Here is a 13017-nt window from a genome sequence, read left to right on the forward strand (position 1 = left end):
GGTCCTGGTGTGGGGGCCCTGCTTTCCGGGTCCTGGTGTCCGGGCCCTGCTTTCCGGGTCACGGGTGCGGGTCGCCCGGCCGGGGACGTAGGGCCTGCGGTGCAGCCGGATTGCGTCCCGCGCCCGAGGCGGCGGGCCGGTGGGCGTCCGTAGCGTCACGGGCATGACGACGACATCGCAGACGGTCAGGACCCTCGGCATCCTCGGCACGGGGACGGTCGGACGCACCCTCGCACGCGCCTGGGCGGAGGCGGGCCACCGGGTCCTCCTCGGCTCCCGGCGGCCCGACGACCCGGACCTCCGCGCCCTTGCCGCCCGGGAGGCGGGCGAGGGGGTGGCCCTGGTGGACTCGGCGGCGGCCGTGACCGGTGCGGACGTCGTGGTCAACGCGACCCCCGGCACGGTCTCGGTGCGACTGCTCTCCGCGATCGGGGAGGCGGCCCTGGCGGACCGGGTGCTGCTGGACGTCGCCGTCGGCTTCACGGAGGACTTCTCGCTCTCCCACCCCGGGGAGAGCCTGGGCGAGGAGATCCAGCGGACCTTCCCCCGGGCCCGGGTGGTCAAGACCCTCTGCACCGTGGACCGGAACCTGATGGTGGCGCCGGACTCGCTGGAGGGTCCGGGCACCCTCTTCCTCTCCGGCGAGGACACCGGCGCCAAGGAGACGGTCCGCGGGCTGCTGCACGACCTCGGCTGGCGGGACGACTCCCTGCTCGACCTGGGCGGCATCGGCACCGCGCGCGGGCAGGAGCACTTCAGCCTGCTCTTCATGGGTGTGGCCGAGGCGCTGGGCGACTACGGCTTCGGCATCCGCGTGGTCCCGCCGGCCCGCGGCCGGTAAGGCGCCCGCGGGGTGCCGGGGAGGGGCGACCGCGGGGCACCGGGCAGGAGGCCCGCGGGGCACATGGGAGGGGGCGCCTCCCCGGCGTCGTCGCCGCCGGGGTCTCACCCGCCGTAGAACAGCTCCTCGACCACGGCGCGGGCCCGGCGGGTGACCCGTCGGTAGTCGTCGAGCATGTCCCCGACCCGGCCGGTGCCGTAGCCCAGGTAGCGGCCCACGGCACCACGCTCCCGGCCGTCCGAGGGGAAGGTGTCCCCCGCCCGGCCGCGCACCAGCATCACCGCGTTCCGCACCCGGGCGGCCAGCACCCACGCCTCGTCGAGGACGGCCGCGTCCTCGGTGGCGATCAGCCCGGCGGCCTGCGCGGCGGCCAGGGCCTCCCGGGTGCGGGTGGTGCGCAGACCGGGCTCGGCCCAGCCGTGCCGCATCTGGATGAGCTGTACCGTCCACTCGACGTCGCTGAGCCCGCCGCGCCCCAGCTTGGTGTGCAGCGTCGGGTCGGCACCGCGCGGCAGGCGCTCGGACTCCATGCGGGCCTTCAGCCGCCGGATCTCGCGTACCGCGTCCTCGCCCAGGCCCTCCGCCGGGTAGCGCAGTGGGTCGACGAGGTCGATGAAGCGGGCCCCGAGGTCGGCGTCGCCCGCCATGTGCCGGGCCCGCAGCAGCGCCTGGCTCTCCCAGACGAGCGACCAGCGGCGGTAGTAGGCCGCGTAGGAGGCGAGGGTGCGCACCAGCGGGCCGCTCTTGCCCTCGGGGCGCAGGTCGGCGTCGATGAGCAGCGGCGGGTCGGCGGTGGGGAGCTGGAGCAGCCGCCGCATCTCGGCGACGACGGTGTTCGCCGCGCGGGCCGCCTCCTGCTCGTCCACGCCCTCGCGCGGCTCGTGCACGAAGAGGACGTCCGCGTCGGAGCCGTAGGCCAGCTCCCCGCCGCCGAAGCGGCCCATGCCGATGACCGCGAACCGGGTCGGCAGGGTGTCGCCCCAGCCGTTCGCGACGGCGGCCCGCAGGGCGCCCGCGAGGGTGGCCGCCGTCAGATCGGTGACGGCGGTGCCGACCCGGTCCACCAGGGCCCCCGGATCGGCCTCGGCGGGGCTGTCCTCGGTGCCGTAGGAGCCGATCAGATCGCCGGCGGCGGTACGGAACAGCTCCCGCCGGCGGACCCCGCGCGCGGCCGCTACCGCGGCCTCGGGGGTACCGGCCCGCTTCACCGCGGCCAGCACCTCCTGCTCCAGGTGCTCCCGGCCGCGCGGCTTCAGGCCCTCCGGGTCGCCGAGGATGGCGACCGCCTCGGGGGCGCGCAGCAGCAGGTCGGGGGCGAGCCGGCCGGCGGACAGGACCCGGGCCAGGTTCTCGGCGGCGGCACCCTCGTCCCGCAGCAGCCGCAGGTACCAGGGGGTCTGGCCGAGGGCGTCGGAGACCTTGCGGAAGCCGAGGAGGCCCGCGTCCGGGTCGGCGGAGTCCGCGAACCAGCCCAGCAGCACCGGCAGCAGGGTGCGCTGGATGGCGGCCTTGCGGCTGACGCCGGAGGACAGTGCCTCAAGGTGCCGCAGGGCGGCGGCCGGGTCCGCGTAGCCGAGGGCCTCCAGGCGCTGGCCGGCGGCCTTGGCGCTGAGCCGGGTCTCGCCGGGGGCGAGCTGGGCGACGGCGTCCAGCAGCGGCCGGTAGAACAGCTTCTCGTGCAGCCGGCGGACCACGGAGGCGTGCCGGCGCCACTCGCGGTTCAGCTCGGCGACGGGGTCGGTGCGCAGGCCCAGTGAGCGGCCGAGGCGGCGCAGATCGGCCTCGTCCTCGGGCACGAGGTGGGTGCGGCGCAGCCGGTGGAGCTGGATGCGGTGCTCCATGGCGCGCAGGAAGCGGTAGGCGTCGTCGAGCTGGGCGGCGTCCACGCGGCCGACGTAGCCGCCGGCGGCCAGTGCCTGGAGGGCGTCCAGGGTCTTGCCGCTGTGCAGGGTCGCGTCGCTGCGGCCGTGCACCAGCTGGAGGAGCTGGACGGCGAACTCGACGTCCCGCAGCCCGCCCGGGCCGAGCTTGAGCTCGCGGTCTATCTCGGCGGCGGGGATGTTGTCGACGACGCGGCGGCGCATGCTCTGCACGTCGGGGACGAAGTTCTCCCGCTCGGCGGCCTGCCAGACCAGGGGCGCGAGGGCGTCGATGTACTCCTCGCCGAGCGCCGGGTCCCCGGCGACCGGCCGCGCCTTCAGCAGGGCCTGGAACTCCCAGGTCTTGGCCCAGCGCTGGTAGTAGGCGAGGTGGCTGGAGAGGGTGCGCACGAGGGGGCCGTTGCGGCCCTCGGGGCGGAGGTTGGCGTCGACCGGCCAGATGGTGCCCTCGACGGTGGTCTCGGAACAGATCCGCATCAGGTGGGAGGCGAGCCGGGTGGCTGCCTGGAGGGCCTTGGCCTCGTCGGGGACGCCGTCGGTGGCGTGGGGGCCCCGGGTGCCGGTCGCGGATCCGCCGTGGGTGCCGTTGCGCGGGCCGCCGCCGTGGGTGCCGTTGGCCGGCTCGGCGACGAAGATCACGTCCACGTCGGAGACGTAGTTCAGCTCGTGGCCGCCGCACTTGCCCATCGCGATGACGGCCAGCCGGCAGGCGGCGGCGTCCTCGGGCGCGGCGGTGCGGGCGATGGCGAGCGCGGCGCGCAGGGTCGCGGTGGCGAGGTCGGCCAGCTCGGCGGCGGTCTCCGCGACGTCGGTGGTGCCGCACACGTCCCGGGCGGCGATGGCGAGCAGGCAGCGCCGGTAGGCGACCCGCAGGGACACGGGGTCGTCGGCGTCGGCGAGGCCGCGCTCGAACTCGGCGACGCCGGGGTGCAGGTCGGCCGACTCGTAGGTGAAGAGCGCCTGCCAGTCGCGCGGGTGCCGCACCAGATGGTCCCCGAGCGCCTCGGACGCGCCGAGCACCCCGAGAAGCCGGTCGCGCAGGGGCTTGGCGGCCACGAGGGTGTCCAGGAACCGGCGCCGCTCGTCCTCCTCCTCGTGGGCCTCGGCGATCCGGACCAGGGACCGCAGCGCGAGATCGGGGTCGGCGGTGCCGCCGAGGGCGTCGAGAAGGACGGGGTCGCCGCGGACGGCGGACACGGCGGGCAGATCGAGGAGCCGCTCGGCGGCGGACGGGTCGGTGAATCCGTGCCGCAGAAGTCGCGTGAAGGTGCTGCTTCTGCGCCCCGGAACCGCCGTCATCCCGCTCTCCCGATCTCACGTTGACCCACCCACGACCTAGCGGGCCCGCCCGACCCCGCCGATCATGCCGCCAGTTCGAGCCTAGCCCTCGGCTCCCGGCAACGACCCGCCGGGACGACGGGAGTGGCGGCGTCGCCGCCCCGGACGGGCGGCACGAGGTCCCGGTCCGCGCCCCCCGGAACGGCACGATCCCGCCGAGGGCCCGGCACGGGCTCCCACCCGCCGCGCCCCAGCCACCCCCGCAGCGCGAACCGGGCCCGGGCCCGCCGTGCGGCCCCGCTGCTGGGCGCGGGCCCGCCCGGGGGCCCGCGCCCCGGGACGGGCGCCCGCGCCCCGGGACGGGCGGGACCTCACGCGGGGGCCGGGCCCCGCCCCGCGTGAGGTCCCGGCGCCGCGTGAGATTCGCCATGTTCCTGGCATGGACGCCCCACTGAACCGCATCCTCGGTATTTCCGTCTTCCCGGCCGATCAGCGTCGATCACGCCGATGTCCGCCGGTCGGACCGCGGAATCCCGTTCGCAGTCCACGCGGCCGGGCCCGCCCGCGTCTTGCCACCTGAACACCGAAAGCACCACCACCGCCATGCGCTCGTCCGGGTCCCGCCGCCGTCCTGCCCTGCTGTCCCGTCGAGGCCCGACGGCGGCTCTGCTGATCGTCCCGGTCGCGGTGGCCGGGTGGTTTCTCGCCGCACCCGGCGCGTCCTCCGGCGACGCCCGCGAGGGCGCGACGCAGGCGGCCCCGAAGGCCCGGCCCGTGCCCGCCGCGCACGTCCCCGCCTCCGTCGTGCAGATCGTGGCTCACCCGGACGACGACCTGTTCTTCATGAACCCCGACACCCGCCAGTCCGTCGAGGCCCGTACCCGGCTGACCTCGGTGTACCTCACGGCCGGTGAGTCGGACGGCGTGAACGCGGCCCGCACCGGCCCGTTCGCCCCCGACGCCGTTCCCGCCGCCGACAAGGCGCACTACGCGGAGGCCCGGCAGAACGGCATACGCGCCGCCTACGCCGAGATGGCGACCGGCGACCGGACCAGCCCCTGGCGCCGCACCGAGATACCCACCGCGGGCGGCGCCACCGCCGAGCTGGACGTGCTCGCCGCCCGGCCCGAGATCTCCCTGGTGTGGGTGCAGCTGCGCGAGGCCGGCTCGGTCTCCGGCGACCGGCCGGTCAGCCTGCACGGCCTGTGGGACGGCCGGATCACCGAACTCCCCTCCCAGCTCGCCTCCGGCTCCCCCGTCCGGCACGGCTTCGCGTACTCCAAGCAGGACGTCGTCGACACGGTCGCCGGCCTGCTGGAGCGGTTCCGGCCCACCCACGTCCGGATGCAGGACCCGACCCCCGGCCGCTCGCTGAAGACCGGCCGGGCCACCGACCACCAGGACCACATGTACGGCGCCCGGTTCGCGCAGGCGGCCCTCGCCCAGTACGCGGCTGTCCGGGACCGGCCCGCGTTCGGGGTGCAGAACTACCTCGGCTATCTCAACGGTGGCCTCCCCCGCACCCTCGACCCGGAGACCGCGGCGGCCAAGCTGCGCACCATGCACACCTACGCCTGGATGGACACGGAGAACTACTGCGGCGCACCCGCCGGCTGCGGCGACCGCAAGGTGGCCTCCCGCCCCGGCGGCCACGGCTGGACGCAGTCGATCCGCTACTCCCGGGGCGAGTCGGTCTCCTGGACGCAGCCCGGCCGGGACGGGGGCCTGTGGGCGTTCTCGGTGCTGGACACCCGGCTCGCCGTCTGGCACCGCCCGGCCGGCGGCGACTGGACCGGCCCCCGGCTGCTGCCCGGCCGGGGCCTGGACAGCGGGGTGAGCTCGCTGCGCCTGCCGGACGGGCGGATCGCGGTCTTCGGCACCCGTACCGTCCTCGACGGCGGCCCGGCGGACTACCGGCGCGAGGTCGTCACGGCGGTGCAGCGCACGGCGGACGGCACGTTCGGCCCGTGGACCTCCCTCGGCACCCCGGAGCACGGCGACGCGCACGCCCTGTCCGACATCAGTGCCCCGGCGGCGGCCGTCGACCCGGCGGGCCGGATCACGGTGTACGTGCGCAACGGCCGCTACAGCCTCAGCTCCACCGCGCAGCACGCCGACGGCAGCTGGGCGCGGTGGCGCGGGCGGGGCGGGCGCGATCTGCACGGGGACCCGGCGGTGGCCACGGACGCGCAGGGCCGCCAGTACGTGTTCGCGGGTACGCCGCTGAGCGTGGTCGCGTGGGCGCAGCCGCGCGCGGGCGCGCCGCTGTCCGGCCCGACGGCGACCGGCCTGCCCCCGACGACCCTGGCGCTGAGCGCGGCCCCGGACGGCAACGGGGACGGGGTGCGGCTGCTGTTCCGGAAGCCGTCCTCGGGCGCGGTGCGCTCGGCGCACTTCGCGGACGGCACGGTCACGGCGCCGGCCGTCACCGACCTCGGCGGTGTCTCGGGCTTCGGCCCGGTGAGCGCCTCCGGCCCGGCCGGGACCTGGCTCACGGTCCGCTCCGGCACCGGCACCCCCGGTACGTACGCCCCCGGCCCGGGCACGGCGGGCCGCGCGGCGGGCTCCCCACGCTGGCAGACCGGCCCGGACGCCCCCCTCTTCGCGGGCGCACCCTCGGGGACGGAGGCCGGGGCGGGGGCGATCGGCCTGGACGGGCGGCTGTACTGGACCGCGCCGGGCGCGGGGGGCGGCTGGCGGGCGGTCCCGGCGGGCTGACGGGTATCCGGTCCGGTGCGGGCGGTCCCGGCGGGGTGACGGCACCCGTCCGGTCCGGGGCGGTCCAGCGGGGTGACGGCACCCGGTCCGGTCCGGGGGTCCGGCGGGGTGGCGGGACCGACCCAGTTCGGGGCGGGCGGCCCCGGGTGCGATGAGTTCCGGGGGCTCGTACGGTCCCCCTTGGAGAACGCACGGGCGGCGGCCCCGTGCACGACGCCCGGAAGGCAGGTCTCCTTCGTGTCCGCGACCCGCGCCGGCGCGTCCCGACGCAGACCGCCCCGCCCGCTCCCGCACCCGCTCCCTCCGAGAGGACCCTGACGCCATGGACATGACCCTCGAAGTCGCCACGATCCCGGTGACCGACATCGACCGCGCCAAGACCTTTTACGCGGACGCCGTCGGCTTCCGTGTCGACCTCGACCAGGAGGTCGCCCCGGGCATGCGCATCATCCAGCTCACCCCGCCGGGCTCGCGCTGTTCCGTCGCCCTGATGTCCGGCATGCCGAAGCACCCGCAGCAGCCGGCGATGGCCCCCGGCTCCCTGCACTCCCTCCAGCTCTGCGTGACCGACATCGCCCGGGCCCACGAGGAGCTGTCCGCCCGGGGCGTGCCCGTCACGCCGGTCCAGCACGTCGGCGAGACGGGCTGGGAGGACGGCCCGAGCGGCCAGGAGTGGAACGCGTTCATGTTCTTCAAGGACCCGGACGGCAACACCTGGTGCGTCCAGGAAGCGCCGTCACCCCTCTCGGAGCGCTGACGCCGGGGCCGGCCCAGGGCCGTCGGGGCCCCTGCGACGGGCGGGCTCGACCCGCACACCGGAGTGAGGGCGGAGGCTCCCCCTACGGCCGCTTCCTCCCGGGCGGCGACCTCGGACGGGGTTGCCGGGGAGCCCCGTTGAAGAACGCCCGGAAACCCGCCCCGGGTCGCCGCGGAACGACCCCGGGGCGGGCCTTCAGGGCCGTTCCCCGGGCCCCGCCCCGCCCGCCGGACCCGGGGGCCCACCCGCCTCCGCCAGGCCCCCAGCAGCCCGTCGAAGCCCGCCCCGAACCCCGCCTGACCTGGGCAAACACCCCTGAACCGCGTACCGTTGGGCCCTACGGCAACGCGCGGAACAGGGGACTCGCATGCATGGCACCGACACCACGAGGGACCTCACGACGGGCACCGGCGCGGACCGGACTGGGCACCGCGGCATCCGTACCGTCGAGGACGTACTCACCCTGCTGGACGACCTGTTCGCCCCCGCCGCCGACCGCTGGGGCGAGCGCGGCACCGACTGGTGGGACGGCTTTTACGCGGACCGGGACCGGCCGGTGCCGTTCTTCGTCCCCAAGCCCGACGAGAGCCTGGTCTCGGCCCTCGAACGGGGGCTGGTCCCGTCCGGCGGGCGGGTCCTCGACCTGGGCTGCGGTCCCGGCCGGAACGCGGTGCACCTCGCCGCCGCCGGGTTCGCCGTGGACGCCGTGGACCTCTCGCCGACCGCCGTCGCCTGGGGGCGGGAACGTGCGCGGGACGCGGGTGTCGATGTCCGGTTCATCCAGGGCGACGCGTTCACCACACAGCTGGACGGCCCGTACGACCTGATCCACGACTCGGGCTGCTTCCACCATCTGCCGCCGCACCGCCGCATCAGTCATCTTGCCCTGCCCGACCGCCTGCTCGCGCCCGGCGGCCTGTTCTCCCTCACCTGCTTCGCCTCGGGCGCGATGGGGTCCGAACTGCCGGACACCGCGTTCTACCGGGACGGCGGGCTGGGCGGCGGACTCGCCTACGGGGCCGAGGAGTTGCGCGGAATCTTCTCCGGCTCCGGCACCCTCCCCCTGCTCGACGAGGTCGAACTGCGCCGGATGCGCGACGAGCCGGCCGACTCCCCGCACTTCGGCGAACCGTTCCTCTGGGCCGCCCTCTTCCGCCGGCCGGCCGGCTGATCCACCGTCGCCCGGCTGAGCAACCACGCCCCACCGGCCGTAGTGAGGGACAACGGACCAACGGACCGGGCGACGGCACCGCCCCCGTCAGGGATCATGGGTGGGACCGAGGACGACGCACGAACGCACGGACGCGCGACCGCGCGGGGGGAAGGAAGGCTCGTGAGCTACTGCCTGCGGATGAGCACCGGCGACATGCGGCAGGTGATCCGGCTGCTCACCTCCGTCGAGCGGACCGACGACCAGGAACGGGTGCTGGAGAGCATCCGCCAGCACTGCCGGGAGCGGGACGCGCGCCACGCCCATGAGGGCGTCCGCCTGCGGCTCACCGTCGAACAGGCCCTGGAGGAACTGCTCGACGGCACGCCCGGTTCGGAGATGGGCGCCGAATACACCTACGCCTTCGACGCGTTGGTGTCCCGCCACTTCTCGGACCCGGTCGACCTCGGGGCCTGGCGCCGTCCGTCGTGGTTCTACGCGATGGACGCGGAGCTGGCCGGCTGCGGTGTCCCGCCCCCGCTGCGGCCGGGAGACTTCCTCTTCGCCGGCCCGCCGATCCGGCTCCCGCACCCGGGGGACGCCTTTCCGTCCATCGGCACCCTCGCCACCGCTCTGGCGGGCCCGCTGGCGGACGCGTACGAGGCGGTGCTGCACCGGCTGGCGCCGGAGTTCCAGCACACGGCGCAGCACTTCGCGAAGCTGATGCGCTTCGAGGCGGAGGAGTGGGCGCACGCGAAGGCGCGCGGCCGGACCGAGGACACGATCTACTTCTTCTTCACCTGACGCCCGGGCGGGTTCTTGGCCGATGCCCCGGCGGACCCGGCGCGCTCGTCGCGCGCACCGGCCCCGGTCCCGGCATCGCCGGGCACCGGGGCCGGGGGCGGCCGGGCGCTTCATGGGTCCCGTCCGCCTGCCGCACACCGTCACCGCTCGGTCACTGCTGCGGCGGCTCCTCGCGCCGGCCGCCGAACTGGTCCTTCATCTTGTCCTGTGCCGTGTCGACCTGGTCCTTGTACTTGCCCTGGGTCCTGTCGTCGACCGTGTCGCCGGCCTTGTCGATGCCCTTGCCGGTCTGGTCCTCATGACCTTTGAGCTTGTTCTTGATCTTGTCCATCATGGACATGTGGTCTCCTCCTCGACGCAGGAATCGCCGTCCCTCCAGGGTCGGCCGGGCGCGGGAGGACCGCATCTCCAGACCAGCGATCCGGCACTGACCTGCGGTTTCAGCTCGGCAGGCAATCGAACACCGTCTCGAACACCGACGTGAACCAGTTGTACACCTGATGCCGCCGCCGACAGTACCGCCGCGCCCGCCACCACCCTCCGGGCGCCAGCTCCCGCCCGCACCACTTGCACCTGCGCTCCCTGCGCCGCCGCATCCCGACCCCTCTCCCCCGTACCCCGCCGGCGGCCCCCGGCGGGGGCTGCCCCCGGCGCCCGACCGGGCGCGCACTCTCGCCTACATGAACGCCGAGAAGGGGCACGCCGGTTGCGTCCGGACGGGACGCGCCTACAGCACCGGCAGGGACTTGCGCAGCTCGAAGGCCGTGACCTCGCTGCGGTACTCCTCCCACTCCTGCTTCTTGTTGCGGAGGAAGAAGTCGAAGACGTGCTCCCCCAGCGTCTCCGCCACCAGTTCGCTGCGTTCCATCAGGTCGATCGCCTCGCCCAGGTTCTGCGGGAGCGGGGTGATGCCCATGGCGCGGCGTTCCGCGTCGGAGAGGGCCCAGACGTCGTCGTCGGCGCCGGCGGGGAGTTCGTAGCCCTCTTCGACGCCCTTGAGGCCGGCGGCGAGGAGGACCGCGTAGGAGAGGTAGGGGTTGCAGCCGGAGTCGAGGGAGCGGACCTCGATGCGGGCGGAGCCCGTCTTGCCCGGCTTGTACATCGGGACCCGGATGAGGGCGGAGCGGTTGTTGTGGCCCCAGCAGATGTACGAGGGGGCCTCCCCGCCCGCGCCGGCGCTGCGGGTGGAGCCGCCCCAGATGCGCTTGTAGGAGTTGACCCACTGGTTGGTGACCGCGGAGATCTCCGCCGCGTGGCGCAGCAGGCCCGCGATGAAGGAGCGGCCGACCTTGGAGAGCTGGTACTCCGAGCCGGACTCGTAGAACGCGTTGCGGTCGCCCTCGAAGAGGGAGAGGTGGGTGTGCATGCCCGAGCCGGGGTGGTCCGAGAACGGTTTCGGCATGAACGTGGCCTGGACGCCCTGCTCCAGCGCGACCTGCTTCATGACCAGGCGGAAGGTCATGATGTTGTCCGCCGTGGAGAGCGCGTCGGCGTAGCGGAGGTCGATCTCCTGCTGGCCGGGGGCGCCCTCGTGGTGGCTGAACTCGACCGAGATGCCCATGGACTCCAGCATCGTGATGGCCTGGCGGCGGAAGTCCATGCCCACGTTCTGCGGGGTGTGGTCGAAGTAGCCGGAGTTGTCGGCCGGTGTCGGGCGGCTGCCGTCGACGGGCTTGTCCTTGAGCAGGAAGAACTCGATCTCCGGGTGGGTGTAGAAGGTGAAGCCCAGGTCGGAGGTCTTGTTCAGGGCCCGCTTCAGCACGTACCGGGGGTCGGCGAAGGAGGGGGAGCCGTCGGGCATCAGGATGTCGCAGAACATGCGCGCGGTGCCGGGGGCCTCGGCGCGCCAGGGCAGGATCTGGAAGGTCGCCGGATCCGGCTTGGCGATCATGTCCGACTCGTAGACGCGCGCGAAGCCCTCGATGGCGGAGCCGTCGAAGCCGATGCCCTCGTCGAACGCCTGCTCAAGCTCGGCGGGGGCGACGGCGACGGACTTCAGGAAGCCGAGCACATCGGTGAACCACAGGCGCACGAAGCGGATGTCGCGCTCTTCGAGCGTGCGGAGCACGAACTCCTGCTGCTTGTCCATTCGAGAATTCCACCCATCGTTGCCGGTCGCGCCGCGTGCTGCCGCCCCGAGCATGCCATCCCTCGGTTTCCGGCGCGTTGCGCACCGCGGCTGTGACCATTGTGGGTCAGGGCCCACCCGTACGGCCAGGAGCGGCAACTCCCGCCTCCGTCGGCACCGTCGCGGTGGGTCCGGCACCGTCCGGTCGCGGATCGGCACGGCGGTGACGGCCGGGCACCCCCGCTCCGGGGTGCCCGGACACCCTTTCGCCCGTACCCGGACCGTTTCGTCCCGTGGCCCCGCCGCCGGATCGGTCACCATGTGGTCCCCGCGTGCCGCTCCCCGACTACGATCTCGGCCCATGAGGAGGGGTTCGCGGGGTCACCGCGTCTCGCGCGTCGCGCGTCCCACGGCTCTACTGAGCGCGGTGGTGACGCTCCTCGGCGCGCTGTTCCTCTGCCTCGGCCCGTCCGGGCCGGTCTCCCACCACGGCGCGCAGGAGCAGCAGCGCCACGGGGTGACCGCCGTCGACGGGCACGGCGCGGACCGGGGGCCGGCGTTCACCTGCCCGTACGACCGCGGCGACTGCGGGCTGATGCCCGTGCTGAACCCGGCGGTGCTGAGCGCGCCCCCGCTCGACGCCCCGCTCCAGGCGGCCTCCGAGCCCCCGTACACCGTCCCGCCCGCCGCCCCCGGCGGGCCGCGACGTTCCGGGGCACTCCCCCGCGCCCCGGATCTGCACGTCCTTCAGGTGCTGCGGGCCTGAGAGGCCCGCACGCCGCACCACGGCACGAGGCGCGCCGCGCACCCGCGCGCCGCGCGCACCACCCCCACAGACCCCCGTCTTACGAAGGACGACCTCCATGGCTTCCCGCAACACCACCAACGAGCGCCGGGCCCGAATAGAGCAGATGCGCCGCACCGAGCAGGCGCGTGAGCGCCGCAACCGCGTCATCACCATCGGCGTCAGCGCCGTCGTGGTCGCCGGGCTGGTCGGCTTCGGCGGCTATGTGCTCAAGAAGGAGTCCGACGAGAAGGCCGCGGCGGAGGCCGCCGCCAAGGCGCCCATCGGGCAGGAGCAGAGCTGGGACGCCAAGAAGCTCACCAACAAGCACGTGGACACGCCCGTCACGTACGAGATGAAGCCCCCGGTGGGCGGCGACCACAACCCGGTGTGGATGAACTGCGACGGTGACGTCTACACCGAGGAGATCCCCGAGGTGAACGCGGTCCACTCCCTGGAGCACGGCGCCGTGTGGGTCACCTACACCGACAAGGCCCCCGAGGCGGATGTGAAGAAGCTCGGCGAGAAGGTCAAGGAGACCCCGTACTCGCTGATGAGCCCGTACAAGGACCAGAAGGGCGCGATCATGCTCAGCGCCTGGGGCAAGCAGGTGACGGTCGACTCGGCCGACGACCCGCGGGTCAACCAGTTCTTCACCAAGTACGTGCAGGGCCCGCAGACCCCGGAGCCGGGCGCGGCCTGCACGGGCGGCCTGGACGGGAAGTGATCCGGACGTG

Annotated in this window: 10 protein-coding genes; 7 read left to right on the forward strand and 3 right to left on the reverse strand. The window is 74.5% G+C overall.

Annotated features, from left to right (window positions below; all coding sequences use genetic code 11):
• The first annotated feature begins 163 nt into the window (after window positions 1-163).
• Entirely contained in the window at window positions 164-841 is a 678-nt protein-coding gene (locus C593_RS0127395) for an NAD(P)-binding domain-containing protein (RefSeq protein WP_018850525.1), read from the forward strand.
• 104 nt (window positions 842-945) lie between these two features.
• Here C593_RS0127395 and C593_RS0127400 read toward each other — a convergent pair whose 3' ends face one another.
• Window positions 946-4020, reverse strand: a complete 3075-nt coding sequence (locus C593_RS0127400) for a bifunctional [glutamine synthetase] adenylyltransferase/[glutamine synthetase]-adenylyl-L-tyrosine phosphorylase (protein ID WP_018850526.1) — start codon at window positions 4018-4020, stop codon at window positions 946-948.
• Between the two features lie 582 nt (window positions 4021-4602).
• Here C593_RS0127400 and C593_RS30665 point away from each other — a divergent pair.
• The 4 genes from C593_RS30665 to C593_RS0127420 all read left to right on the forward strand — a co-directional run bounded on the left by C593_RS30665 (window position 4603) and on the right by C593_RS0127420 (window position 9428).
• Window positions 4603-6717 carry a PIG-L family deacetylase gene (locus C593_RS30665; protein ID WP_018850527.1) on the forward strand — a complete coding sequence of 705 codons (2115 nt, stop codon included), beginning with the start codon at window positions 4603-4605 and terminating at the stop codon, window positions 6715-6717.
• A gap of 322 nt (window positions 6718-7039) precedes the next feature.
• On the forward strand, window positions 7040-7474 hold the full coding sequence (locus tag C593_RS0127410) for a VOC family protein (protein WP_018850528.1): 435 nt from the start codon (window positions 7040-7042) through the stop codon (window positions 7472-7474).
• Window positions 7475-7841: 367 nt separating this feature from the next.
• Window positions 7842-8645: a class I SAM-dependent methyltransferase gene (locus C593_RS0127415; RefSeq protein ID WP_018850529.1), complete on the forward strand. Its 804-nt coding sequence runs from the start codon at window positions 7842-7844 to the stop codon at window positions 8643-8645.
• A 162-nt stretch (window positions 8646-8807) separates the two neighbouring features.
• A complete protein-coding gene (locus C593_RS0127420) occupies window positions 8808-9428 on the forward strand; it encodes a DUF7691 family protein (RefSeq protein ID WP_018850530.1) in 621 nt (206 codons plus the stop codon).
• A 151-nt stretch (window positions 9429-9579) separates the two neighbouring features.
• Here C593_RS0127420 and C593_RS0127425 read toward each other — a convergent pair whose 3' ends face one another.
• Window positions 9580-9768: an antitoxin gene (locus C593_RS0127425; RefSeq protein ID WP_018850531.1), complete on the reverse strand. Its 189-nt coding sequence runs from the start codon at window positions 9766-9768 to the stop codon at window positions 9580-9582.
• A gap of 387 nt (window positions 9769-10155) precedes the next feature.
• Window positions 10156-11517 (reverse strand): glutamine synthetase family protein, encoded by a 1362-nt coding sequence (locus C593_RS0127430; RefSeq protein ID WP_018850532.1) that lies wholly within the window; start codon window positions 11515-11517, stop codon window positions 10156-10158.
• A 406-nt stretch (window positions 11518-11923) separates the two neighbouring features.
• Between C593_RS0127430 and C593_RS0127435 the strand changes: the two genes are divergently transcribed.
• Together C593_RS0127435 and C593_RS0127440 are read left to right on the forward strand one after the other, a co-directional pair.
• Window positions 11924-12262, forward strand: a complete 339-nt coding sequence (locus C593_RS0127435) for a hypothetical protein (protein WP_020610407.1) — start codon at window positions 11924-11926, stop codon at window positions 12260-12262.
• A gap of 97 nt (window positions 12263-12359) precedes the next feature.
• Window positions 12360-13007, forward strand: coding sequence for a thioredoxin-like domain-containing protein (locus C593_RS0127440; RefSeq protein WP_018850534.1), 648 nt, complete (start codon window positions 12360-12362; stop codon window positions 13005-13007).
• Window positions 13008-13017 lie beyond the last annotated feature (10 nt).

This window comes from Streptomyces sp. CNT372 (assembly GCF_000377145.1).